The organism is Spirosoma endophyticum (genome assembly GCF_900112365.1).
GTDB classification, from domain to species: domain Bacteria; phylum Bacteroidota; class Bacteroidia; order Cytophagales; family Spirosomataceae; genus Spirosoma; species Spirosoma endophyticum.
This window is the reverse complement of sequence record NZ_FOLQ01000001.1, coordinates 25,586-51,148: the sequence shown is the minus strand read 5'-3', so window position 1 is coordinate 51,148 and position 25,563 is coordinate 25,586. Positions and strand designations below refer to the sequence as shown.

At 50.7% G+C, this 25,563-nt stretch carries 16 protein-coding genes; 7 read left to right on the top strand and 9 right to left on the bottom strand.

Annotation, left to right across the window (positions count from 1 at the left end; translation table 11 throughout):
- Positions 1 to 11 precede the first annotated feature (11 nt).
- Positions 12 to 1,991: a glycoside hydrolase family 127 protein gene (locus BM202_RS00200; protein ID WP_093822464.1), complete on the bottom strand. Its 1,980-nt coding sequence runs from the start codon at positions 1,989 to 1,991 to the stop codon at positions 12 to 14.
- A gap of 103 nt (positions 1,992 to 2,094) precedes the next feature.
- Positions 2,095 to 3,339 carry an exo-beta-N-acetylmuramidase NamZ family protein gene (locus BM202_RS00195; RefSeq protein WP_093822463.1) on the bottom strand — a complete coding sequence of 415 codons (1,245 nt, stop codon included), beginning with the start codon at positions 3,337 to 3,339 and terminating at the stop codon, positions 2,095 to 2,097.
- 91 nt (positions 3,340 to 3,430) lie between these two features.
- Between BM202_RS00195 and BM202_RS38655 the strand changes: the two genes are divergently transcribed.
- A complete protein-coding gene (locus BM202_RS38655) occupies positions 3,431 to 3,553 on the top strand; it encodes a hypothetical protein (RefSeq protein ID WP_262507652.1) in 123 nt (40 codons plus the stop codon).
- Between the two features lie 86 nt (positions 3,554 to 3,639).
- Positions 3,640 to 4,494 carry a DUF2911 domain-containing protein gene (locus BM202_RS00185; protein WP_093822461.1) on the top strand — a complete coding sequence of 285 codons (855 nt, stop codon included), beginning with the start codon at positions 3,640 to 3,642 and terminating at the stop codon, positions 4,492 to 4,494.
- Between the two features lie 81 nt (positions 4,495 to 4,575).
- Here BM202_RS00185 and BM202_RS00180 read toward each other — a convergent pair whose 3' ends face one another.
- The 6 genes from BM202_RS00180 to BM202_RS00155 all read right to left on the bottom strand — a co-directional run bounded on the left by BM202_RS00180 (position 4,576) and on the right by BM202_RS00155 (position 15,595).
- A complete protein-coding gene (locus BM202_RS00180; RefSeq protein ID WP_093822460.1) occupies positions 4,576 to 6,345 on the bottom strand; it encodes a prenyltransferase/squalene oxidase repeat-containing protein in 1,770 nt (589 codons plus the stop codon).
- Positions 6,346 to 6,520: 175 nt separating this feature from the next.
- On the bottom strand, positions 6,521 to 8,140 hold the full coding sequence (locus BM202_RS00175; protein ID WP_093822459.1) for a RagB/SusD family nutrient uptake outer membrane protein: 1,620 nt from the start codon (positions 8,138 to 8,140) through the stop codon (positions 6,521 to 6,523).
- A 20-nt stretch (positions 8,141 to 8,160) separates the two neighbouring features.
- Positions 8,161 to 11,574, bottom strand: a complete 3,414-nt coding sequence (locus tag BM202_RS00170; RefSeq protein WP_177236470.1) for a SusC/RagA family TonB-linked outer membrane protein — start codon at positions 11,572 to 11,574, stop codon at positions 8,161 to 8,163.
- Positions 11,575 to 11,583: 9 nt separating this feature from the next.
- Positions 11,584 to 12,579, bottom strand: coding sequence for a FecR family protein (locus tag BM202_RS00165; RefSeq protein ID WP_093822458.1), 996 nt, complete (start codon positions 12,577 to 12,579; stop codon positions 11,584 to 11,586).
- A 46-nt stretch (positions 12,580 to 12,625) separates the two neighbouring features.
- A complete protein-coding gene (locus BM202_RS00160) occupies positions 12,626 to 13,309 on the bottom strand; it encodes an RNA polymerase sigma-70 factor (protein ID WP_093822457.1) in 684 nt (227 codons plus the stop codon).
- Between the two features lie 120 nt (positions 13,310 to 13,429).
- A complete protein-coding gene (locus BM202_RS00155; protein ID WP_093822456.1) occupies positions 13,430 to 15,595 on the bottom strand; it encodes a glycoside hydrolase family 20 zincin-like fold domain-containing protein in 2,166 nt (721 codons plus the stop codon).
- A gap of 305 nt (positions 15,596 to 15,900) precedes the next feature.
- Between BM202_RS00155 and BM202_RS00150 the strand changes: the two genes are divergently transcribed.
- Together BM202_RS00150 and BM202_RS00145 are read left to right on the top strand one after the other, a co-directional pair.
- Entirely contained in the window at positions 15,901 to 19,041 is a 3,141-nt protein-coding gene (locus BM202_RS00150) for a SusC/RagA family TonB-linked outer membrane protein (protein WP_093822455.1), read from the top strand.
- A gap of 35 nt (positions 19,042 to 19,076) precedes the next feature.
- Entirely contained in the window at positions 19,077 to 20,615 is a 1,539-nt protein-coding gene (locus BM202_RS00145) for a RagB/SusD family nutrient uptake outer membrane protein (RefSeq protein WP_093823527.1), read from the top strand.
- A 156-nt stretch (positions 20,616 to 20,771) separates the two neighbouring features.
- Here the strand turns inward: BM202_RS00145 and BM202_RS00140 are convergent, their stop codons facing one another.
- Positions 20,772 to 21,500, bottom strand: coding sequence for an NUDIX hydrolase (locus tag BM202_RS00140; RefSeq protein ID WP_093822454.1), 729 nt, complete (start codon positions 21,498 to 21,500; stop codon positions 20,772 to 20,774).
- A gap of 216 nt (positions 21,501 to 21,716) precedes the next feature.
- Between BM202_RS00140 and BM202_RS00135 the strand changes: the two genes are divergently transcribed.
- The 3 genes from BM202_RS00135 to BM202_RS00125 are packed head-to-tail and all read left to right on the top strand — an operon-like array spanning position 21,717 to position 25,558.
- Positions 21,717 to 22,601 carry an alpha/beta hydrolase gene (locus BM202_RS00135; protein ID WP_093822453.1) on the top strand — a complete coding sequence of 295 codons (885 nt, stop codon included), beginning with the start codon at positions 21,717 to 21,719 and terminating at the stop codon, positions 22,599 to 22,601.
- A 44-nt stretch (positions 22,602 to 22,645) separates the two neighbouring features.
- Positions 22,646 to 23,491, top strand: a complete 846-nt coding sequence (locus tag BM202_RS00130; protein WP_394333775.1) for an alpha/beta hydrolase — start codon at positions 22,646 to 22,648, stop codon at positions 23,489 to 23,491.
- A 27-nt stretch (positions 23,492 to 23,518) separates the two neighbouring features.
- A complete protein-coding gene (locus tag BM202_RS00125) occupies positions 23,519 to 25,558 on the top strand; it encodes an alpha/beta hydrolase domain-containing protein (protein WP_143100607.1) in 2,040 nt (679 codons plus the stop codon).
- Positions 25,559 to 25,563: the final 5 nt, after the last annotated feature.

The window sequence follows — 25,563 nt, the reverse complement described above, 5'->3', positions numbered from 1 at the left end:
AGAAAAAACCATTATTCCGTAATTTTTACTTCTTTAATCCGGCTGGGCAACCAGACCTGCATCGGACTTTTTCCACGGTTCGCCCAGGCGTAGTACGGGATGGCCACAATCGTTCGGGGTTTCATTTGTACGGTCAGGCCGTCGGGAGCGGGTTCGGCAACGGATACGTTCGCTTTGATGGAAACCACTGGCTCGTCCAGAACCTGATACGACTGCGTCGCGAACGTAGCGTTGTCCGGCACCAGCATGTTCCAGGCTTTGCCTTCATTATCCGCTCCTTCCACGCAATACACCAGCGGCCCACGTTGCAAGGCAACCCGGTCCTGGTCAGCTTTCACTTCTTTGCGGGAAGCAACCTGACGAACGTCCATGGGCAATCTCACCTCCACAACGTCGCCTTTTTTCCATTTCCGATGAATGACGGCATAGCCTTTTTCTTCCTGATACGTAACGGGTTTCCCGTTTAGCAGCACCTCGATTTTCGCAGCGCTTCTGCTGTCAACGTAGCGGTACAAATTGCCGGGAGCCGGTACGTTCTGCGCCCAGCCGGGCATCCGGATATGCAATGCATACTCAACCGGTTTTGCGGGGTTAGTGGTAATTTTCACAGCGCCTTCCCACGGATAATTCGTTTCCATCTGTACCGGCACGGGCGTCTTGCCCATTGTGAAGGTCGTATTGCTGGCAACGAACAGATTTACCCAGATCCCTTCCTCCGACCGACCGTAAATATAATCGCCCAGCGACGCCACCAGCCGGGCAATGTTCGACGGGCAGCAGGCCGTACCGAACCATTCACTACGTCCATAATTCCCGGCGGACGAAAGTGGGTTGCCGTAGAAAAAACGATCGCCACTCAGGCTCAGTCCGTCCAGCGCGCCGTTGTACAGGCTACGCTCCAGTACGTCGATGTATTTGCTTTCGCCCGTGAGCGTGTTCATCCGCTGGTTCCAGAATACCATACCCACCGACGCGCAGGTTTCGCAGTAAGCCGATTCGTTCGGCAGGTCATAGTCTTCGGTAAAGCCTTCATTATGCCCCGACGAACCGATGCCACCCGTCAGGTACATATTCCGAAAAACAACGTCCTCCCAAACGGTTCTCATGGCATTCATATACCCCTGATCGTTGGTGGCGGCTGCTACGTCGGCGGCTCCGGTGTATTGATACATGGCCCGAACCGCGTGACCGGTGATTTCTTTTTGATCCTTTACCGGAACATCATCCTGGCAATATTTCGGATTTTTCCACTCATCCCAAATCTTGCCTTTGCCGTAGCCATGCCCCCGCTGGGCCAGAAACCAGTCGGCGAGTTTCAGGTAGCGATCCTGATTGGTCAGGTGGTATAATCGCATCAACGCCAGTTCGATTTCCTGATGACCACTCACCCAGGGGCGATTTTTGACCCGAAACGTTGAATCAATATGGTCGGCAAAACGGATGGCGACATCCAGTAATTTTCGTTTGCCGGTGGTGTTGTAGTAGGCAACGGCAGCTTCGATCAGGTGCCCGGCGCAATAATCTTCATGCCGTTCCATATCGGTCCAGCGTTTGTCCAGACCCGTCAGCGTATAATACGTATTGAGGTACCCATCAGGCAATTGAGCCGCAGCAATCTTATCAATCCATTCATCTGTTTTCTGCTGAATAGCGGCATCAGGGTGATTCTTGAGCGAATACGCCATCGCTTCAATCGCCTTATACACGTCGCTATCATCATAATAGATGCCTTCGTGCTTTTCATTTTTGTGGCGGGCGACCTTTTCAAAATTGCGAATGCGGCCGGTTTTTTCCTCCGTCTGCACAATGCAGGCACGTAGCGTTGCCGTGGCGACCTTATCCATTTTAGGTTTCCAGAAGTGGTCCGTAATGGTTACCTGAGAAAACCCGACCGGCTCGAATCGCTGAACAAGTAGCTGAGCATGAGTTGATACGACAGTTGTACCAAGCAAGGCAAGGGTATAGGTCAATTTTCGTCGGGTAGTTTTCATCGTTCGTAAAAACAGGCAGTTGCTGTCTAAAGCATTGTTGCATCCGTTTTTACGCAGGCATCCGAAAGGAGCTGTTTATTTCGGTCTGAATACGAAACCACTACTACGGATAGAGCAGATACTTTTTGCGTAGGGTTTTGAAGTTAGACAGACCCGGTTCCCAGCTTTTTCGAATGTCGGCTTCGGACGTACCGGCGATGATCTGTTTTTTCAGGTTTTCGGTGCCCGCCAGTTTATCGATGCTGTTCATTTGCTTGCTCTGGCTCATATCGAAAAAGCGCTCCTTGTCTGGATACGCTTTGTACATTTCCATCAGCCAGCCCAGGTTAAGCTGCTTGCTTTTACGGAGTTTGCCCACATCGTACTTCCGCAGATCCAGACCGTAGCAGTCCATATTCTGATGAAGTGGCGTTTCGCTCATGCCCTTGAGACTGACCGGCCGAAACGAAAAATTGTACTTTCCTTTGAGCGCCGGAGCACCCAGCACCGTGAAGGGCATATACGTCCCCCGCCCCTGACTGATGATGGTACCTTCAAACAAACAGATGCTCGGATACAGCAGGATCGACTGCTGGGAATTTAAATTGGGTGAGGGCATTACCGGCAACTCGTACGGCCTATCGTGGGTATAGTTGGCCACTTTCACAATGTGGAGTTTGCATTGGGCTTTGTTGGGTAGCCAGCCTTCACCATTGATGAGTTGAGCAAACTCGGCCATAGTCATCCCGTGCGTAATGGGAATTTTATGCATCCCAATGCCCGAATGGAGGTGGTCTTCCAGAATGGGGCCATCCACTACGTATCCATTGGGGTTTGGCCGGTCCAGGATCATCAGTTCCCTGTTGTTTTCGGCGCAGGCCTCCATAACGTGGTCAAGCGTATTGATGTAGGTGTAGAAACGAGCGCCCACATCCTGAATGTCGTAGATCACCAGGTCGACATCGGCCAGGTGTTCGCGGGACGGTTTTTTGTTTTTGCCGTACAGGGAAATAATCGGAATGCCGGTTTTGGCATCGACTTCATTATCCACTTTGGCGCCGTTGCTGGCGTTCCCCCGGAAGCCGTGTTCAGGCCCGAAAATCTTCACGATCTGCACACCCCGACTCAGCAGACTATCCACACTGGGCCGGGCTCCAATGATGGATGTCTGATTGACAACCAGCGCAATACGCTTGCCTTTGAGGTAGGGCAGATACTGGTTTATCTGGTCAGCGCCCGTCAGGATGGGTGCCACTACGTTCGGCCGGGACACGTTGGGAGCTGCTCCCCAAAAAGTCGGCAGGAGTAGCCCGATGATCAGTAGAGCGAGTAGTGGGGACGTCTGGAGCGTTTTAAAGGATCGTGTCATGTATGTAGCGGAATGTATGATAGACCGGGCGAAAACCAGCGTTGCAAAATGCCTATCAACTGATTGTAAGCCCAATTTTACGAAACCTAACTTGAATCCTGGCCATTGGCTACCTCAGATTCTCATTTTAACCGGTATTGCCCTGGCGACGATCTGTTCCTTACCCATGAAAACATCGCTGGCCAATCCGACCAAAGCGCTACGTAGCGAATAAGGTTTTTGACAAACAATTGGCTTGAATCTGTACCTTTGAGGTTCAAAAAACATCTTACAACTCGTTACTTTCATCATTCCTTCATCATGAAGAGCAAAAAAATTCTGCTACTTGCGGCAGCCAGTCTATTTACACTTTGTTCACTCTCAACCGTTCAGGCTCAGCTTAAAGTCCCTGCCGCCAGTCCCGCCCAAACCACCAAACAAAGTTTCGCCTTAGGAGATATTACGCTTGAATACTCCAGACCGGCGATTAAAGGACGAACCATTTTCGGCGATCTGGTTCCTTATGATAAAGTATGGCGTACCGGTGCCAATGCAACCTCTAAAATCACGTTCTCTACGGATGTAAAACTGGAAGGCAAAGAGGTTAAAGCGGGAACTTACGGACTCTTCACCATTCCCGGCAAAACCAGTTGGGAAGTAATGCTCTCCAAAGACCTGAACCTGGGCGCTAATGTTGGAGACTACAAAAAAGAAAACGAAGTCGTACGGGTTCAGGTGAAACCCACTACGTTGCCGTATAAAGTTGAAACCTTCACCATCAACATTGCGGATATTCAGCCTAACTCGGCAGTACTGGAGATTATGTGGGACAAAACCCGCGTTCCCGTTGCCATCACCGCGGATATCGATCAAACGATTGTAAAGAATATCGAAGCGTCGTTGGCGTCTGATAAACCTGCTTATTTTGAGGCCGCCAGTTATTATTACGACACCAACAAGGATTTGAAGCAGGCGCTGGGCTGGGTAACGAAAGCCACCGAGCAAAATCCAAAAGCCTTCTGGGTAATGCTATTGAAAGCCCGGATTGAACTGAAACTGAAAGAAAAAGCCAGTGCGATTGCCAGCGCGGAGAAAACGGTTGCTCTGGCGACTGAAGCCAAAAATGGCGATTACGTAAAAATGGCCAACGACCTGATTGCTTCGGCAAAAAAGTAAATTCCACGTTATAGCATTCATAAAAAACGGCTGACCCTCTCAGGGTCAGCCGTTTTTATTTATAACTCGATAACGCTACGTCTAGCCAATAGAAATTGTATGGGTGAAGGGTGTAAGCCCCGTAAAATAAACGTGCATGCCGGTGGTTCGTAAGCTTCCAAAATGTGAACTGTACATCTCACCTTCCAGCCCCTGAAGTTTGGCGTGTTTAAAAATGCCCGGTCCAAATTTTATCGAATCTTTTCCGTGACTGTATTCTCCAGAACCACTTTCCAGCGCATACGTATCAGGCAATTCATCTAGTTTTTTTAACCCCGACAAACTCCCCCCTTCCCTAAAACAAAATTCAATAGTTACGTGTACGCCTGCTATACCTTTCACGCTGAACGTCAATTGGTTCGATCCGTTTTTCTCTTCAACTGTGATGGTTGTATCCAGAACACTTACATTGCTTTGGGGTCGGTGTTCAAAATCCATTTTGTTCCAGAACCGGCCATCTGTGCTTGGCGCCAATTGGTAATTTCCATCGGCTCTTTTGTATTTCGCCGGTAAGGGCTGATAGTAAGGCGCGGCAAATTTCTGGTGCAGTACATACTTGCCACCAGCCTGTGTAATACCCTGACTGTGGAAATAACCCGTACTGAAAAAATCGGTCGACAGGCGCATGTACTTCAAAATAGCCTCCCCTTTTCGGTACGCAAAAAAGTTGGGACTATTCGACCGGCCCGACGCGATGATGATTGGGAAGTCGTTCCCGCCAAAAATAGTGGTGGTTGTGGTATCGCGCCGGATACGTACCAGATTGGTTGTTTTGAAGAACTTTTCAAATGTAGCCGGTGGTGCTTTGGGCGAAGGAAGCGCTTTTTTAAACAGCGGTTCTTCCAGAAAGGTAACCAGTAAATCCGTGAGGACGCGGGCCTCAAAACCGGGAAGCGTTTCTATGTAGTTGGCAATAGCCGCAAACTCAGGGTTGTTGTCGTGGATGGCCAGAAAGTAGTAATCGTGATAAAAATTCAGAATACTGATGGGCGCATATTGATCCTGCCGTCGCGAATCGACCGTAACCAGTTCGCCGTTGGGTTCAGCGTGATAATACACCAACCAAAGGTTTTTTCGGGCCGATTCGAACAGGGATGGCATCGGCAAGAGTCGGCCCATTGTCACCAGCGCCCGGTCAATTACGGCCGAGTAGTTCATGCTACGTTCCAGAAAATTGCCGTCGTTATCGCAGAAAACACCTTCTGAAAGCCATTCCCGAATCCGTTTGACATAGCCTGGATTCGGATACAGCGCATTAATTTTTGCCAGTGCCGCCGAGACAACCCATCGGTGATTGGGCGTATGAACGCCACCCGTTCGGAGGCCTTCGCCTGCTTTCACGACAAACTGTTTGAGCAGCGTTTTTACTTCGTCCAGTGATGAGTTAGTATTGGTTTTCAAGATTGTTCCGGCTGCACAAAGGGGCTCCAGTATGAACGCGGTATCGGGTGGCGACGCCAGATTGCCAAAATCAAGGGTACCGTCGTCGTGTTGGGCTTTTACCAAAAATCGGATGATTTTTGTCATGAACGGCACCAGTTCGGCTTTCTGGAAATAGGTCGAAGTGGGTTCGCTAAACGCGGCCACCAGATTCGCCAGGTCATAACCCGATCGCCTTTTCACGTCCGTAATATCGGACGCCAGGGCTTTCACCAATTTTGACACCTCGTCGGCATTGGCCGCTACAATCTTTTTATAGAAATCGTCGTCTGTAGTTTTTCCCGCCCACGCGTTCGCCAGAAAGGGCGTCAACGTAGCCATTGTAGCGAGCCCGGCATATTGCAGAAATGCTTTTCTCGAAATGTTTTCCATACTTTATTGAGCACCAACTATAGCGAGCTTTCGTTTGATCGCGACTCATAAGCAAGCCCCGAATTAAGTCAGTTATTTTAATTTAAACACAGAGGCACAGAGAACACAAAGATTTAAAAAGTTTATTTCTTTTTGTTTAAATCTCTGTGTTCTCTGTGCCTCTGTGTTTAAAAAATCAATACCCCGGATTCTGCGTCAGCGCAGGGTTGACCGTGAAAGCCGTAGTTGGGATGGGGAAAATCCGGCGATTTACGTTGGCATCCGTTTTGAAACCCCATTTGCCTTCATACTTCCCAAATCGAATCATGTCATTGCGGTGCCAGGTTTCCCAGGCAAACTCGCGGCAACGTTCCGTGTATATGTCCTCTAACGTTACGCTGCCCAAAGCGGCCGACGTAGTACGGGCTGCCCGCAGTTGATTAACCAGCGAAAGCGCCGTCTGACCCTGCGTTGGCGCACCACCGCGAAGAATGGCTTCGGCTTTCATCAGGATAATATCCGAGTAGCGAAAAACCGGTACATCGTTGTTTTGATTCCGAGACGTAGAGGATGCATCGGGATAGAACTTAATGTTGCGATAACCCATATTCCAGGCAATTTCGTCGTTGCCCAAATCAAACGTAGCAACGTCCTGCCGAAGGATAATTTCTGGCGTCAGATTCACCTGATACGTATACGCAGTTGCTCCATCTGCACCCGTGTAGGTCTGGTCGTAGCCCTTCTTCGTTGTGGTCACGGTTACGGGTGTTACACCATCGTTCATAAATTGCAAACCCGTAAGCCACTGTCCGTTCCGGATATCGTTGGGGTCTTTGAAGTTCGCGTAGAATTCGGGTAATGTACTTCTGGGAGCGCTGGGCGTAAACGGCAAATTGAATTTTTTTGTCTCCGAGCGCGGTACGTCATAACGGGCGTGATACATAAAACCGTTTGTCCCCGGCATTGCACCAGCCGCCGGATCGTAGGGAATGGCAAAAATGTACTCCCTCGCTGTTGGCCCGTTATTCGGGTAAAACATCTGGAGATACGACGCTCTGGGTTCCAGCGAATACTGGCCGGAGTTGATAACGCTGTCGCAGGCCACGACGGCATCCGTATAGCGCTGGGTACCGGTGTAATATTCGGCATTCAGATACATCTTGGCCAGCAGCGAAAAGCCCATGAATTTGTTGGCACGGCCATAGGTAGCCTGTCCCGCAACCCGGCTCAGATTCGGCAGTGCTGCTTTTACTTCCTTTTCAATAAAGCTAAATACCTGAGCACGTGGCAAATTGGGATGGGGGGTGAAATCACCATACGTCGTGTCGATCGGTACGTTGCCATACAGGTCCATCATCATGAAATAGGCCATTGCCCGGACCATTTTCAACTCGGCCAGATTAGTCGGTTTGGCCGCCGAAGAAGCCGGTATTGTCTGGTTTAAGATTGACAGCGCCTGATTGGTGGTGCCAATAACGGTCGACAACCAGGTCCATACACTGTTCGTTGTGCCGTGATCTTTCGTCCAGTTATGGTAGTGCAGCATTAAGTAGCCCTGGTTATCATACCAGTTACCTCCGCGGGCGGGCAGAATGGCTTCGTCGGTAGATAATGACTGGATGAACCAGTAGTCCAGGGAGAAATTACCCCGAAAAGCAGCATACGGCGGGCCCGATGCCTGAATGAACTGTGATGAATTCTGGGGGAAAATATCGGGTGTCAACTCGGTGTTGACCGGCACGTTGACATCATGGCAGGCGGTCGTCAGGTAAACGATCAGTACCAGAAACGCGCCCGAAGAAAGTATTTTTTTCATTGTGTTTTTGGCTAGGCTGTTTAGAAGGATACGTTTACACCCACCAGAATGGTCCGGGTTTTCGGATAGAAATTATTGGCATCTACGCCGGGAGCAATGCCGCCCTGGTTGACTTCAGGATCGATGCCCTTATAGCCGGTAATGACAAACGCATTGTTCACCGAGGCATAGACACGTAGTGATCGGACGTACTGACCCATATTTTTAAAATTGTAGCCCAGCGTTGCGTTGTCCAAACGAACATAACTACCATCCTCAATGAAGCGGCTGGAGTATTTGTAGGAGTTTACATCCGTGGCCGTTTCCCCTGCCACTTCAACCAGAATATTCGTGAACTGGGCGGTGCTGGGCCGGAACAGATCGGCGCGGGTGGCGTTGAAAATTTTATTCCCGAGCACCCCTCTGAAAAATACGTTCAGGTCGAAGTTTTTGTAGCGCAACGTATTGGTCCAGCCGAGCAATAGTTTCGGTTGTGGGCTACCCGAATACTTATAATCAGCTCCGATGACTGGCGTTGTGGTGAGATCGCCTTTCTGATTCACGTACTGCGAAACGCCTTTTTCGTTCTTTCCGGCGTATTGCAGCGTAAAGAATTGACCCAGCGGCATCCCCGCTTTCAAGATTTGCAGCGTGCTACCCGTTTGGCCACCTCCCTCAGGCTGCGTCGTACGAACGGAGTCGCCACCCACAAAAAGCGGATTGGTTAAGCTGGTGATTTTATTGCTGTTGTGCGCCAGATTCAGCCCCGTTGACCAGCTAAAGTTCGTCGTCCGAACCGGCGTTGCGCTTAAACTCACCTCGATTCCTTTGTTGCTCATATTGCCCCCATTGGCGATAATACTACCTACGGGGACGAGAACGGGATTGACACGGTACGAATAAATCATGCCGGTTGTCTCCTTGTTGTACCATTCGACCGTACCGCTCAACTTGCCTTTCAGCACGGTAAAATCAAGTCCAATGTTGGTCGTCGCGGTTTTTTCCCACTGCAGATTTGGGTTCGCGGCCTGGGTTGGCCCATAGGCTGCCGTTTGCACGCCATTGTAGTAATACGTACCGAGGCTCCCCGAAATGAATTGCGCCGTGTAGGCATTGAAACCCGACGAGTTACCCGTTACGCCGTAGCTGGCCCGCAGTTTCAGATCGTCAAACAGGTTCTGATTTTTCATGAAATCCTCCTGATTCACGCGCCAGGCAACCCCAGCCGCCGGGAAATAACCCCATTGGTTGTTGGCCCCAAACACCGAACTACCGTCCCGCCGGATCGAACCCTGAACCAGATATTTGTCTTTGTAATTGTAATTCAGACGGGCGAAATCAGAGATCAACTTGGTTTCCTGATAGATACCATCTGCCCCAAAATTGACCCGATAAGACGATACGGCATAGGGATTACTTAGCGCAAAGTTGTTATAGCCGATGTTATCGACCGGGAAGTTGGTACTGGATGTCTGGAAGCCATCGCCCGAAACCGATCCCTGATACGAGTACCCCAGCACCGCGTTGATGCTGTGGTCGCCAAACTCCTTGTTCCAGGTCAAAAAGGTTTCCAGTACGTTCCGCGTGGTCTGATACGCGTTCCGTAGCGCCGACCCGTTCGTCCCGAAATTCAACAGGCTGTGGACGTTCGGTGGATCGGGGTTGTTGTAAAAATTGGCGCTGTTGTATTGCGTATAATAACTATCATAGGATTCGCCGTGCAGGGACGTATTGTTCTGGTACGACAGATTCAAATCATACTGCAACCCAAACGGGAGTTTCACCTGCGCCGTAAATGACCCAACCAGGTTATTGTATTTCGTATTGTCCTTGGCATGGTTAATCATGGCCACCGGATTGAAATAGCCGGTATTCTGGAAATTCTCGAAGTAGCTGCCGTCGGGATTCGTTACTGGCGAGACGGGCAAGTGGTTGATCATCTGCAACAGTACGTTGTTGCGCAGGGGCGTGTTGTTGGCGTCGCTGTTTGAGTTGGTCACGTTCAGGCCAAACTTCACCTTGTCGTTAAAGGCGTACTGCTCAACCGCCAGCCGGGCAATAACCCGCTTCAGTGAACTTCCCAGTAAAATACCCTGCTTGTCGAGATAGTTGATGCTGGCGCTATACGTACTGTGCTCCGTTCCGCCACTAATGGACAGGTTGTGGTTTTGCGAAATCGCCGAGTTTTTTTCAACGGCGCTCTGCCAGTTGGTATTGGCACCCTTGTCGTCGTTGGGCGAAAATGATTGACCGTTTTTCGTCAGGAAGTCCCGTAGCTGGGTGGCATCCATCATCTTTAACGTACTGGACACTTTCTCCACACCCACGTAGCCACTGTAGGAAATCTGCATCTGGCCTTTTTTGCCCCGTTTCGTCGTCACCATGATGACGCCGTTGGCAGCCCGGTTTCCGTAGATAGCGGTGGCAGCGGCATCTTTCAATACGTCGATCGACGCAATATCATCGGGTGCAATAATCGAAATATCCGCACCGGGCACCCCGTCAATAACGTAAAACGGCCCCTGCGAACTGTTGATCGTTGACGCGCCCCGTAGCACCACCGCCGATGGCGTATTGGGGTCGCCATTGGCCGAGATGTTCAGACCCGGCACTTTCCCCTGCAACAACTGCCCGACGTCGCTGATGGCGCCCCGATTCAGTTCTTCGGGTTTGATGGTGCTGATAGCGCTGGTCAGGTTTTTGCGCGATTGCGTACCATACCCCACCACCACCACTTCATTCAGTGATTTATTATCGGGTAGTAACTGAACGTCTAATGTTGTTCGGTTACCCAGGGCTATTTCCTGCGTGGCGTAGCCTACAAAGCTGAATACCAACGTAGTATTTGCCGTAGGAACGTTCAATTGGTAGCGACCGTCGGCATCCGTATTCGTCCCGCGAATAGCGCCCTTGATCACTACGTTAACACCGGGTAGTCCTTCTCCTTTTTCGCTGGTCACACGGCCCGCAATCCGGATATCGGCCACTACCGTTGTGGGTAATGTGGTTGACAAGGGTTGAATAGCCGAAACGTTTCCCTCTGTTGTTGGCATGAAAGCGGCTTCCGATTGCCCCGAATTCGATGACTGACGCGTTTCTTTGGTTGGGGTTTTAATGACGTAGTACGCCTGTTCGTTGATTTTTTTGACGATCAGGCCATACGGTTTCAGCAACATCTGCAACTGTTTTTCTAATTTCCCCGATTTGAGCCGGGCATCGACCGGGATCGTAATGCCCTGTACGGTCGTTTCTTCAAACAAAATACTGACCTGATACTGGCGGCTCAGGTCGGTGAGCACTTCTTTCAGTTTTTGACTCTCGGCCGGAAGTACCTGCGTCATACGTACTGCTTTACTTTGCTGGTGCGCCAGCACAACTGATTGGGCCAGTGCCAGTTGCTGGCCCAGTAGACCAACCAGAACCAACCCCATTTTAGGTAGATGTAAACACGACATTTTAAAGGGTTATTTAGACGTTCGTAACTCGATATGATTGCGGGTTTTCACAACAGTTAGATTCAGTAATTCAGTCAGGATCTGCAGCAGATCGTCGGCCTTTTCGGCTTTGAAATTGCCGGCAATCCGTCGTTGGGCGAGTTCGGTATCCGTAACCACTACCTGGACACCGAATCGCTCCCGGATTTGCTCAGCGACTTCAGTGAGCGTGGTATTGTCGAAATAAAACCAATGCTCTTTCCAGGCCAGATAGGGCCGGGCGGGGGCCTTCTGTGTCAGTTGGTAGCGCCCCGAATTGGCAACCGTCACTACGTTGCCGGGCTTCATGTAAAGCTGCTGCCCCAGAGGCAATTCGAGCTTCACTTTGCCTTTGTTCAGAAACACGCGTTTACCTCGTTCGCGGGCGTACACAACGAATTCAGTACCCAGCACTTCTATCTGAAAATTACCGTCCGTTCTGACAACGAAACGTTGATTATCAGCTTTGTGCGTTACATTGAACGCGCCCTCCCCTTTCAGAAACACGTCGCGGGTATCGTTGCCAAATCCAAAGCGTGGAACCCGAAGCATTGAGTTGGCATTCAGCGTTACCGACGTACCATCGGACAACTGGAACGTAGTGGTCTGGCCATAAGCGGTTTGGTAAGATTTATACAACAATTGTGAGCGAAAGAGCCAGCCACCCAGCAGGCTCATCAACAATACCGAAGCAGCCATGCTCCACCCCCACCATCGGATCGTACCGGTTGCCGGGCTGTGTTTCACGATCTTCGGTTGCGGGGCAGGCGGATGGGTATTCAGCAATACCTGTTCGAACGACGCCATGGCTTTGTCCGTATCGAGCGCGAATTGGGGCCGCTGCCCTTCCCATTCATCCAGGTACTGAAAATAGGTTTCCTGATTCGCTTCATCGGCCAGCCAGGCTTCAATGTATTTTCGTTGGATGGCCGTGGCTTTACCGTCAAAAAAGTCAAAGACGATGTTTTTTATAAGCGGTGAGTTCATAGCTATAGTATGGTTTGCCAGTTAGACAAGTTGCGTATACATTACCTCACATCCAGGTGGAGACCGAACCAATTGAACCCCAGAAAACCAGCGAAATAAACCAGTCCGTTTTCAATTCCTGACGGAGCTTGCCCAGTGCCCGGATGAGCAGTTTTTCAACGGCGCTGCTGCTGATCTGCAGGTCCTGCGCAATTTCGGCGTATTTCTTACCCTCAATACGACTCAGCAGAAATGCCCGCTGGCACTGGGGCGGCAGACTCTGAATAATCGACTCGATTTTCTGGTGTAGCTCGCTGTAATGCAACATCTGATCGGGCTGTAGCGATACCGGAATAGACTGTTCATCAGCTAGTTCAAGCGAATCGGACTGACGTAATTCCCAACGCAGGTAATTATAGGCCCGGTGGCGAACGGCTTTGTAGAGATAAGCCCTATACGACGTAGTTATCTGCTCAAATGTGCGGTCCTGCCAGAAAACCGTAAATACTTCGGCCACCAAATCTTCGGCGACTTCTTTCGAGTACACAAACCGCACCGCGTGATTGACCAGATTCGGATAATATCGCCGGAAAAGCAGCGCACAGCCTTTTCGGGCATCCTGCGCGAACAGTTGCCGAAGCATCAATTCATCGTCCGTCACGTTGGCCATGTGTTCGGATTGATGATTCACCAGCAGCAGTGGCATGCTGTCGGCTTTAGGTTGATCAGGATATAAAGGCACGGGCTGCATGCAAACGTCCGTTAAGCGGGTAGTACTTAATACAGACAAGTTTGGACTTTATTACCTCACATTGCGCATCAATTATTTTTTTTAACCAAGGCTTAACGGCGGCTATTTTGTTAGTCTGCTTCATTTGCCGGCACTATATTGAGCCTGACGGGCCATCTCAATATCGTTTGCCACGGCCGGCCGTAGCATTGCCCAATGAAAGCGAAGTTTGTTATTTTCCGCCCAGCTGCTGCCTTTTTGCTCCGTCAGATGGACCAGGGGCATATCGTTGTAGAGCGGGCGGGTGATGGCCACCACCGCATCCCAATAGCGCAAAGCGGCTTCCAGATGTTGAACCGCAGCCTGTTTATTGGCCTCTCCACCAGCTAACCGATACGTTTGCAGCGCAACGGCTGCCTTCAGTTTTTCGGCCAGGTGCAAGCCCAGATTGGCCCACACCTGCACATCGGCCACCTCATACTGTAGCGATCGGTTCGAGGATGTATTGATCGGTTTCACGAGCTGCAACGCTTTCCGGCAATCCCGCTCCAGCAGGCCCGCCAGGATGGGTGGCGTAATTTTAGTCGACTCAAACGACTGGCCCGCTAGCTGCGTCTTCACATAATCGGTAACCGATACATAAGCTGGGTCGAGGGTTGGCTGCGTAATTTGCTGCTCGACCGAAATGTAGGAAACGTTCTTTTTGGCATCGTGCGCCATCATTCCCTCGCTATAAAGAGAAAAATCCCAGGTAAAATCGAATGAAGCTGCCAACCGCAATGGCGTCGAGGATGCCAGGGCATAGGCTTCGAGCAACGGTGCAGCCCCTTTTCCATATCGGCGCGTAAATTCAGCGCTGAAAATAGCATCGGGCGTAGCTGGATTATATAGCAACCGACCCCACAGTTCATAAAATAGCCATTGTCGTTCAAAAGCATAGGTCCAGTCGACCGGGCTACCGGGTCTGGTGAAATAATCCTTGGCCGGAATATAGGTTTCCGAGCCAATGAAATACCCACCTACATATGCCTGACTGTTCGCAGCTACGTGCGCCCGAATAAAATCGGGGACACCCCAGCGCAGGCAAAAGAAATCTTCATTCCGGGCCGTCCAGGTGATTTTGTATTTCGTAGGCTCGGGCTTGAAATACGTATCATACAATTTACCGCCATGCACTTTTATCAGGTTGGGGGTCGAGTGGGCATGCGACCAGTTGTATTTCAGATCCGCCCAGATCGGGCCTTCCAGAAAATCCAGATCACCTTCTTCGTCGATGGCTCGCCGGGTTAGCTTTTCGGTGTCGATGCTCGTGATGCCCAACGAGCCGGTGGTGCTGGAAAAGGGAATGCGATGCACCAGTTTGGCCTTCCGGTTTGCCAGGCGCATGCCTTCGATGATCGTTTCTTTCATCCAGTCCTCACGTTGCTGCGGAGACATCCCGCCCATGCCTTCGCCCAGTGTCAGGCCAAAGCCGGTCAGGTCAGGGTATTCCTGCAACACCTGCGTGACACACTCCCGCGTATAGCGTTTGACGATTGCCGACGTATCGCCATTCACAAAAAAATTGTGTTCCAGGTTATCCATCGCTACGTTATGAGCTTTGGCAAATTCCGGACTGACAAAAATGTTGAAGGGAATCAGGTACGTATCAATCGCCCGTTCTTTGGCCATTCGGAAAATCGCCCGGTGCAGCGTTTGCCATTGTGCCAGTTCTTTATCCGTAAACGGGCTGGCCTCCGGAAAATTCTTCGGCCTGATCATGTAGGTGTAAGGATGCAGGTTCCAGAGACTGAGCGCATTGAAGCGATTCTTTACCATCATGTCCAGAAACCGTTCCCAGTAAGCAACATCCCGGCAGGTTTCTACATGCTGATCGAGCGAGTAGCTGTGTCGATACGTATCCCAGGGAAGGTCAAACTTAATGGCACGGAACGGTAAATGGGGTTTTTCAGTCTGTGCTTTAATAGCCGAAAGTGATACGCCATTCTGCATGTCTTCGGCTACCGACAGACACCCATAAATTAATCCACGTGCATCCCCGCCCGTAATGGTCAGTCGCTTGCCCTGTGGTGTTATTGCATACCCTTCGTTTCCCAGCTTCTCACGGGCAATCAACAGATCAATCGTGTACTCAGCCGCGCCTACCGATACGGTGTAGTTATTTATCACCAATACTTTTTTGAGTACTCCAACGGCGTATTGGGTCTGTGGTGCTTGATCAGGCTGATGAATGACAACCCGTTGGGAAAAGCCAGGCGAAATACATCCAAACAGGCCGTAAATCACAGGTATAAGTAGTCGCATCATAGTTAGTAAAAATCTCATCAATAACTAGTTAACTGCTTTTTTCCATAGAAAAACCAGCATAAACAAAGTATTTTCAAAGATTATTAAAGAAAGATTAAAAAAAAGACAGTAATTTAAACAGTCCAATAACTTATACCAATAACCATATACTTGGTTGTCTTTACCACCCTTATTTTACGGTTGTGCCCTGATGCGATAAGCCATTAAGCGTTACTATTTACTGTGTAACAGGCTCGCTCATCCATGCGTACTTCCTGAAATAGTGTTGCTGAGACACATTAACAATCCGTTAACCTTTCCAATCTATGTTCTATCAATGTCTACTTCATTCCCTGGCCCGGAAATTTCTACGGCCTGGCCTTTATCAGCTTTTGCTGATTGCCACACTCACCTCCGTCACCTGGGTACACGCTGCACCCGTTGACCAACCCGTTACGGGTACCATACTGGACGAGAAAGGAAGTCCGCTCGCCGGTGTAAATATTCAGATTAGAGGCACCAGTCGGGGGACCACGAGTGATGTTCGTGGCACGTATCGAATTGAGGTTCCAAACGGGAGCGCCGTGCTGGTATTCAGCTACATTGGCTATAAAAAACAGGAAGTAACGGTTAGTAACCAGGCGACTATCAACGTATCGCTGGAGGCCGATGCAGGTTCACTGGAAGAAGTCGTTGTGGTTGGGTACGGTACCCAGAAGCGGTCGTCACTAACCGGGGCCGTATCGTCGGTAACACCTAAAGAATTAACGGCGTTGCCCGTTCCGAACGTATCTGCCGCGTTGCAGGGGCGGGTGCCGGGCGTATCGGTGGTGAACAATGGCGGACCAGGCAGTTCGCCGATCGTCCAGATTCGGGGCGTGGGTTCGATCAACTACGCATCGGGGCCGCTCTACGTCATTGATGGCGTCCCAACCGGCGACCTGAATAGCTTCAACACCAACGACATTGAGTCGCTGGAAGTGCTGAAAGATGCCAGCTCGGCCGCCATCTACGGCTCACGAGCCGCCAATGGGGTCATCCTGATTACCACCAAAAAAGGAAGCCGGGATGGAAAAGTACGTATCACGCTGGACACATACACAGGTACGCAGAGCGCCTGGCATAAAGTAGATGTGCTCAACCGCGATCAATACGTTCAATACGCTACGGCATTGACCACCAACGCGGGCATTCCGTTACCTTCGCGGCTAAACAATCTGGCAACGCCTATTTATACCGGCGCCACCCAGACGTTCGCCCAAACCGAAACGAACTGGCAGAATGAGATTTTCAGGAACGCACCCATCACGCAGCACCAGATTTCGCTGACAGGCGGGGGTGCCGTATCGCGCTTTTTTGCCTCGGGCAGTTATTTCAAGCAGGACGGCATCATGAAGGGCACCAGCTTTGAGCGGGGTTCCCTGCGGCTGAATTCCGATCATCAGGTGACCAAGTTTTTGAGCCTTGGGCAAACATTGACCTTTGCCTTCAGCAATCAGCGGGGCGAACCAACGGGCGACCGGTCGCAGGTTATGCACGCCATTCGCATGATGCCCTACTGGCCAACCACCGATCCAACAAAAGTAGGTGGTTTCAGTGCACCAACGGCGCTCGATGGCTCCGATCCTGAAAACCCCCTCCGGGCGCTTTCCATCGATTTTATCCGAACTAAATTTTTAAAGGCGTTTGCTACGTTCTACGCCGATGTCAAGCTCACCAGTTTCCTGAAATATCGCTTTAACTATGGTGTCGATTTAGGCTATTCGCTGGGCACTACGTTTCTGCCAATTTATTCGGATGGGTATGGCCAGCGAACCTCCGCTACCGTTTCGGATGCCCGAAGTACCAATATCTCCCAGGTGTTTACCAACCAGCTTTCGTTCGATAAAAGCGTTGGCAAACATAACTTCAGCGCCGTGGTAGCCGCCGAAAATCAAAAAGTATTCAATTCCGGCATCAATGGATCGGGCAACCGGCCAAACAACGATCTCGATGTTATTCAGGGAGTTAGTAACCCTTCCATCACCAGCACCCGGAGCATTACGAATCTGATTTCTTACCTCGGGCGGGTAACGTACGATTATGAGGGGAAATACCTTTTGAGCGCGTCCATACGTCGGGATGGTTCATCGCTGTTTGCACCCGGCAACAAGTGGGGTAACTTCCCATCAGCGTCGGTGGGCTGGCGGATCAATCAGGAGAACTTCATGAAGTCACTCCATCAGTTGTCGGAGCTGAAGCTACGGGCCAGCTACGGTAAAACCGGCTTCAATGGCATCGGAAATTACGCCTGGCAATCGGTGGTGCAGGCCGATGCCACCGCCTATCCATTTGGTGGTACCAACTCGCTGGGCTCTTATTTCAATGCATTAGGCAACACGGAGTTGAAATGGGAAACCACCGACATGGTTAATGTGGGGGTTGATCTGGGCTTGTTCAACAATAAGTTCACGTTCTCAGCCGAGGTGTACAATCGATTCACCGATGGGCTGATTCTGGCCGTTCCCATTCCAAACTCCATCGGGTACACCACGGCACCCGTTGCGAATATTGGCAGCATGAAAAACTGGGGCTATGAGTTCCAGGCAGGCTACAACTATTCGAAAGGTGATTTCCGGGGCAATGTGTCGGCAAACATCGGCATCACCCGCAATCGGGTGTTAAGTCTGGCGACTCCCACAGCGTCAATTTATGCCGGTCTGAATGCTGACTTCGGCGGGTATGACATTACCAAGACCGAAGTTGGGCAGCCTATCCAGTCGTTTTATGGCTATCAGGTAGACGGCATTTTCAAGTCCGTTGATGAAGTATACAGCGCTCCCCGCCAAAATCGACCCGACACGCGGGACACGGATAATCCAGCCAAAAATACGTCGGCCGGTGATATCAAATTTAAGGATATCAATGGCGATGGTAAAATTGACGCCAATGACCGCACGTACTTAGGTAGCTACCTGCCGAAATTCAACTACGGGGCCAACTTCTCGGGTTCCTACAAAAACTTTGATTTCACGCTCTACCTACAAGGGGTTCAGGGAAACAAGATTTATAACGGAACCAAGGTTGTGACACAAGGTATGCTTCGCTTATTCAACGCAGGGACTGCTGTTCTAAATGCCTGGACGCCAACCAATACGAACACGGACGTACCGCGTGCCGTCAGTGGCGACCCCAACAACAACAGCCGCACGTCGGACCGGTTTATCGAAGATGGTTCTTACATGCGGATCAAGAACCTGACGATCGGTTATTCCATCCCAACGACCAAACTCACTGGCCTGACGAAAGGCTACGTAACGAAGGTGCGGGTGTATGTATCCAGCCAGAACCTGCTGACGCTCACGAAGTACACCGGCTATGATCCGGAAATTGGCTCACGGAATAACACGTTGCTCAGAAGTGGTATCGACTATGCAAACTATCCGCAGGCCCGGACCTTCCTGGCGGGTCTTCAAGTTACTTTCTAACTGGTTTTAACGAACCTCAAATCATGAACATTAGTATGAAAAAGTCCTATATTTTTACCGGGATTTTAGTTTTTAGTCTGGCAATCGGCTGTAGCGACAAAGACCTGAATCAGCTCAATCCCAACGCCGTAACAACGGACAGTTACTTTAAAACTGACGCCCAGATTCGTAGCGCCATCAATGGTGTGTACGCGGCCGTTCAGTCTACGAATCTGGTGGCTCGCGAGTGGTTTTTCACCAATGATTTGCGCTCCGACGACGTAGCAGCGGGCGGTGGTCAACTCGAAACACCCCGCAATCAGCTCCTGCTGGGCGTACACGATGCTAATAACTCCTTAGTGGGTTCCGTCTGGACCGGTGCGTATCGGGTCATTCACCGGGCCAACGTCGTGATTGATAACGCAGCCGCATCTACGGGTCTGACGGCAACCGTTGCCACGCAGGCGGTGGGAGAAGCCAAATTTCTTCGGGCCTGGTCTTACTTTGAACTGGTCAGCATGTGGGGCGGGGTGCCGCTCTATAAGAAGTATGTTACGTCGCTCGCCGGATCGGGAGCCCGCGCAACAGAAGCGGAGGTATACGCGTTCATCGTGGAGGACTTAAAGGCGGCTCAGGATGCTTTGCCCGCTACGTACGACGCGACCAATCAGGGGCGGGCGACCAAAGGAGCGGCCCAAATGCTGCTGGCGCGGGCCTATATGCAACAGGGCGACTACACCAACGCGAAAACCGAACTTCAGAAAATTATCAGTTCGGGTACCTACCAGCTCGTTGATGAATATAACGACAATTTCCTCGAAGAAACGGAGTTCAACAAAGAGTCGATCTGGGAGGTGAACTTCCTGACCTCGGGCGGTACGTTCAATTGGAATACCGATGCCGACGGCGCTTCGGCGGGTGAAGAAACCGTGCGAACGCAGGAGTATTCGGGCATCGGCTGGCGGAACATTATTCCATCGAACAGTCTGCTGGCCGAGTTCGAGAAAACGACCAAAGGCGATGCCAAAACCGACCCACGCTACGCTAAATCGGTTTATACGACGGGCGATAAATACAACAAAGACCAATCTGTCCTGACCGACGCGGTTCAGAATGGCTTTAGTTCAATGGTCGACGGCAAGGAGCAGAAAATCAGCTGGCGGAAATTCACCCTGATGTACAAAGCGGGCACGTCGACAACGGGCGGCATCAACCAGCGGATCATGCGGTACGCCGAAACGTTGCTGGCCATGGCCGAGTGTGAAAATGAAGCGGGAAACATTGCCAGTGCCGTCAATTACCTGAACATGGTTCGCAGTCGCCCGAGTGTAGCGATGCCTGCTTACCCGACAGCAAACTACCCCGTGTCAACCAAAGATCAGGTATTCAATGCTATTGTACACGAACGGCGTGTGGAACTGAACGGCGAGGAGATTCGCAACAAGGATATTCTTCGGTGGCGTAAAAATGGGAAGCTAAAAACCGAACCGCTGGCGTATTTCCAGAAAGGCAAACATGAGCTGTTGCCCATTCCTCAGCAGGAGATCGACAACAACCCTAACGTTGGGCTCAAAGGCCAGAACCCGGGGTATTGAGGAAAGCTAGCCTACAAAAAAGACACTGGGTTATCCCGGTGTCTTTTTTAGTTGTTACGTATATGCGCAAATTGATTGTTCAGTTACAGATTCAGGCCTTTCGCTTAGAGCCGTGCCACGGTTCCTAAATTAGTTCAATGAAACCGTGGCACGGCTCTAAGCGAAAGGCCTGAGATTAAACCGATACAGATAGGGAGCCTTATGCGGTGTTCCCGCCCGTCGTTCGGAAAGTCGCTCCAGGCTCCCCGACGCCATTGTTTTTTTGTAAAAATTGCGGGCGTCTAATGGATAGCCTAAAATGGTTTCATGAAGCCGTTGCAATTCTGGAATTGTGAACGCTTCGGGCAGTAAGTGGTTGATAGGCTGATCATTGAGCTGTTTCCGTAGTGACGCAAGTGCCACGTTAATGATGTAATTATGATCGAAAAGAAGTGCCGGTATCTGGTCCAGACTCCACCAGCGGCATTCTTCCGTCAGAAAGTCGGGGGTTGGAACAACTTTCGAGTGATCGACCAAGGCGTAATAGCCGAGGGAAATGGTTCGCTCAGACCAGTTTACGCCCTGAATCGGCAGGTTTATTTTCCGCCAGGTTTCTTCCTGATTGTACCGGACAGCTTCGCCAAAGACGTGAAACTGATGCAGGTAAAGCTCGTTCAGGCCTGTTCGCTCCTGCATGATGCGTTGCGCGGCCACATCAACTGATTCGGCCTTCCGAATAAATCCACCCGGCAAACTCCATTCCTCTGTCCCTTTCCAACGTAGCAGCAACACCTTCAACTGATTTTGGTGAAAACCAAAAATCACCCCATCAATCGACAGGTAATGGATGCATTGTTCAGAAACTTCCTGATAGTATCGGGCGGCCGCAGGATTATATTCAATCATAAAATTCTACAAAATGGCCTTATGCCTTTCTGACATAAAGATTCTTTGCGTAGTTTTGACGTAAAGATAAAAAAGTTCTCATACATACGATTCCAGGTTAGATGATGAGGCTTTGATCGATTCTACTTATTCTATGGTAAGGCGGATCATTTTAATCCTAACAACTTGACAATCAGAAGCTACAAAATCAGTTAGCCTCATTAAAGTTCACCAATTATGCGCTTACCCGGCCTTTTCCTGACGATCAACTTACTGATTCTACCCTTTCTTGCGGCTGGCGCTACCGTTGATTCACTGGACATTCCCAGTGCCGCGATGAAAAAGAAGCTACGGGCGGCTGTTATTCTACCCGCATCCTACCAGACCCCAGCAAAAAGTAAATCAACGTATCCGGTGTTGTATTTGCTCCACGGTGGGTATGGCCACTTTAATGACTGGCTCAACCAAACGCCCGACAAAACACTGCTGCAACGACTGGCCGACCAGTATAACCTGCTCATTGTGATGCCCGAAGGTGAGGTTTTCAGCTATTATCTAGATAGTCCCGTCCTTAAAGACAGCCAGTTTGAAACGTATTTAACTAAAGATGTCATTGATAAAATTGACAATACGTATCGAACCGTTCGCACCAACAAAGGCCGGGTGATTACGGGTCTTTCCATGGGTGGTTACGGAGCGCTGTATCTGGCAACGCGTCATCCCGATCTCTACTGTGCAGCTGGCAGCATGAGCGGAGCGCTGAATCTGGACATGGACAGCTGGAAACTGCCGCCCGATGCTGCCAAAAACATAAAGCTTGAATTCGCAAAGATTCTGGGGCCCATTGAGCAATCGCCGGATCACTACGCGTCTTTCTCGGTTATTAACTTGGCCGACAGGATGAAAACCAACGGGTTGACGCTCATCTTTGACTGTGGTGTTGACGATTTTCTGATTGAACCGAATCGGGAACTACACCGTCGGTTGGTCTTCAACCAGACACCCCACGACTATTCCGAACGACCCGGTGGCCATTCCTGGGACTACTGGGGCAATTCGCTGCCAAACCATGTGCTCTTCTTCAATAAAGTTCTGAAAGCCAACGGGTCCACTGCTCAATAACCACTAGTATGCACAAAATTTCCGTCAAATCTTTACTCGTATTTATGACGTTGATGCTTTCGCTGCCCGCGTTAGCAGCCAGAGTTGACACCCTGGACGTAGTGAGTGCCAGCATGAACCGAACGCTCCGCACGGCCATAGTACTACCGGAACGATACAAGAAAGCGAAACAACCTTTACCCGTGCTCTATCTGCTTCATGGCGGTACCGGCAGTTTCCGGGACTGGCTCACCAAAACAGCTGACAAAACACTACTGCAACGATTGGCAGATCAGTTTAATCTGATCATCGTAACACCCGACGGTGACCCGACCAGCTATTATTTCGATAGTCCACTGGTCAAAACCAGTCAGTTTGAAACGTTTATTTCGAAAGAGTTAATCGACAAAATCGATAATACATACCGTACGGTTCGCGACCGGAAAGGCCGAATTATTGCGGGTCTGTCGATGGGTGGGCACGGCGCGATGTTTATCTCAAGCCGTCATCCAGAGTTGTACGCGGCTGCCGGGAGTATGAGCGGGGTGATGAATATCAACACCGCCACCTGGAAAGTGCCCGCCGATTTTGCCAAATCCCGATCGGAGAATTTCGCCAAATTGCTCGGCCCACCGAAAGAAGGCGATGCCCCCTATCCGGGCTACACGATGGTCACGCTCGCCGACAAGCTAAAAGCCAATAACCTGCCCCTGATTTTCGATATTGGCGTGGATGACTTCCTGATCGAAACGAACCGCGACCTGCACCGTCAGTTGATGGCGAACCAGACGCCCCACGATTACACCGAACGGCCGGGTGGTCACACCTGGGACTATTGGGAAAATGCATTGCCTTATCAGCTACTGTTTTTCAGCAAAATCCTGAAAGCCAATGGTGTATTATCGCTTTAAGACCGTCAGAAACTAACGTTAAATCCCATGACATTCCGCCCATTCCTCCGATTCCTGTTCTGCTTAAGTTCTGGAGTAAGCCTGTTCTTTCCCGCTCAGGCTCGCCTGGTAAAACTGGTCATAACTCGAACTGAACCTTACGAGGCCGGGAAATCAATGGGCGCTGTCGGAAGTTACGAACGGGTATTTGGGCAGGCCTATGGCGAAGTCGATCCCAATCTGTCCCAGAATAAAATCATTCAGGATATTCAACTAGCGCCGAAAAATGCGCGGGGCATGGTCGAATACATATCGGATTTTGTGATGCTACGGCCCACCGACATGAGCAAGAGCAATGGTCTGTTGTTCCTGAGCTTGCCGAACCGGGGTGGTATGTCGCCAGCGGATACAGTACTGCTAAAGCGAGGCTACGTTTACCTGTGGAGTGCCTGGCAGGGGGACGTACTGCCGAGCGACGATTCGCCGGGCAGCAAGCGCCTTACCATGATGGTGCCGGTTGCCACAGAAAATGGCAACGAGATTACCGGCAAAGTCCGTGCTGACCTTGAGGTCGTTACGCCCACCAAAACCCTGAATCTGAGCAGTGGCGCCTTTAGCGGCATGACCCACAAGAGCTACGAAACCGTGAGTCTCGACAATACCGGACTCGTACTGACCAGACGGGTTCACGAAGCCGACGAGCGAATGCCTGTTCCGAACAGCGACTGGGCCTTTGCCGATTGCACGACCGTACCGTTTCCCGGCACACCCAGCACCACGAAGATTTCTTTAAAGGATGGCTTCGACCCAAATTACATCTACGAACTGGTTTATACAGCCAAAAATCCGCTGGTGCTTGGGCTGGGTTTTGCGTCCATCCGTGATATTACGTCGTTTCTGCGCCATGAAAGCACGGATGAAGCAGGCAGTCAGAGTCCGGTTTTGACTGGAAACCTGCGCACAGTTCCCATTCGGGCGACCGTTATGCAGGGCATTTCGCAATGCAGTAATTTTATCCGCTCATTTTTGCAGCTCGGCTTCAACCAGGACGAAAAAGGCCAGCCGGTTTTCGATGGTATCGACGCCCACATCGGTCCCCGACGTATCACGCTGAACATTCGCTTTGGTCGGCCGGGGGGTGGGGGCATGCAACACGAAGACCATCGCTTTCCGGGCACCGACGCGCCCTTCACCTGGGATACAACCACCGATCCAATTTCGGGTATTACGGGCGGCATGCTGGAAACCTGTGGGCAAACGAATACCTGTCCTAAAATTATGCAGACGCTGACGTCGACAGAATACCGGCAGTCAAGAGCGTCGCTGACAACCACCGATTCGTACGGCAAAAAAGACCTCATCATCCCGGATAATGTTCGCATTTATCTGTTTGCCGGCACTCAGCACTCCCCTTTCAGCGCGGTTGATCCCGTCACTGGTTTCACAACGGACCATAACCCGGTTCAGTATGGTCTTCGCGCGTTATTGATTGCCCTGGAACAATGGGTGATGGCAGGAAAACAACCACCTGCGAGCGCCTACCCTACAATTTCGGCCAAAACGCTGGTCGCGCCTGCACAAAAAAGTAGTGGTTGGCCCGCGATTCCGGGTGTACCCTATAACGGACGGGTCAATCAGGTATCGGTGCTGGATTTTGGTCCGGGCTATCAGCAGAAGTACTTGTCAGGCATTTTACAGGAACCACCGAATGTAGTAAAAGAGAACGCCTACACGGTGCTAATTCCTAAAGTAGATCAGGATGGCAACGAGATGGCGGGCATTCGGAACACGACAATTCGCGTGCCGCTGGGAACGTATACGGGCTGGAGTTTACGACGGGCGGGTTATGGCGAAGGCGATCTGGCGTCATTGAATGGCATGTTTATTCCCTTCAAAAAGACCAAAGCTGAACGTATCACAGCTGGTGATCCACGCCTGTCGCTGGAAGAACGCTACGGTACGCACGACGCCTACGTAGTGGCCGTTCAAAAAGCTGCCAACGACTTGGTGAAGGAAGGATTCATGCTTCCTGAAGATGCTCAAGCGGAGGTTGATCAGGCGGCCAAGAGTGACGTATTGAAAAAATAAACGTA

What these genes read in the sequence shown, in the direction of transcription:
- BM202_RS00140 (WP_093822454.1), bottom strand. Translation starts at nt 21,500, where the DNA reads ATGATTGAATATAATCCTGCGGCCGCCCGATACTATCAGGAAGTTTCT.
- BM202_RS00170 (WP_177236470.1), bottom strand. Translation starts at nt 11,574, where the DNA reads ATGTCGTGTTTACATCTACCTAAAATGGGGTTGGTTCTGGTTGGTCTA.
- BM202_RS00145 (WP_093823527.1), top strand. Translation starts at nt 19,077, where the DNA reads ATGAAAAAGTCCTATATTTTTACCGGGATTTTAGTTTTTAGTCTGGCA.
- BM202_RS00180 (WP_093822460.1), bottom strand. Translation starts at nt 6,345, where the DNA reads ATGGAAAACATTTCGAGAAAAGCATTTCTGCAATATGCCGGGCTCGCT.
- BM202_RS00155 (WP_093822456.1), bottom strand. Translation starts at nt 15,595, where the DNA reads ATGATGCGACTACTTATACCTGTGATTTACGGCCTGTTTGGATGTATT.
- BM202_RS00165 (WP_093822458.1), bottom strand. Translation starts at nt 12,579, where the DNA reads ATGAACTCACCGCTTATAAAAAACATCGTCTTTGACTTTTTTGACGGT.
- BM202_RS00125 (WP_143100607.1), top strand. Translation starts at nt 23,519, where the DNA reads ATGACATTCCGCCCATTCCTCCGATTCCTGTTCTGCTTAAGTTCTGGA.
- BM202_RS00150 (WP_093822455.1), top strand. Translation starts at nt 15,901, where the DNA reads ATGTTCTATCAATGTCTACTTCATTCCCTGGCCCGGAAATTTCTACGG.
- BM202_RS00160 (WP_093822457.1), bottom strand. Translation starts at nt 13,309, where the DNA reads ATGCAGCCCGTGCCTTTATATCCTGATCAACCTAAAGCCGACAGCATG.
- BM202_RS00185 (WP_093822461.1), top strand. Translation starts at nt 3,640, where the DNA reads ATGAAGAGCAAAAAAATTCTGCTACTTGCGGCAGCCAGTCTATTTACA.
- BM202_RS00195 (WP_093822463.1), bottom strand. Translation starts at nt 3,339, where the DNA reads ATGACACGATCCTTTAAAACGCTCCAGACGTCCCCACTACTCGCTCTA.
- BM202_RS00135 (WP_093822453.1), top strand. Translation starts at nt 21,717, where the DNA reads ATGCGCTTACCCGGCCTTTTCCTGACGATCAACTTACTGATTCTACCC.
- BM202_RS00130 (WP_394333775.1), top strand. Translation starts at nt 22,646, where the DNA reads ATGACGTTGATGCTTTCGCTGCCCGCGTTAGCAGCCAGAGTTGACACC.
- BM202_RS00200 (WP_093822464.1), bottom strand. Translation starts at nt 1,991, where the DNA reads ATGAAAACTACCCGACGAAAATTGACCTATACCCTTGCCTTGCTTGGT.
- BM202_RS00175 (WP_093822459.1), bottom strand. Translation starts at nt 8,140, where the DNA reads ATGAAAAAAATACTTTCTTCGGGCGCGTTTCTGGTACTGATCGTTTAC.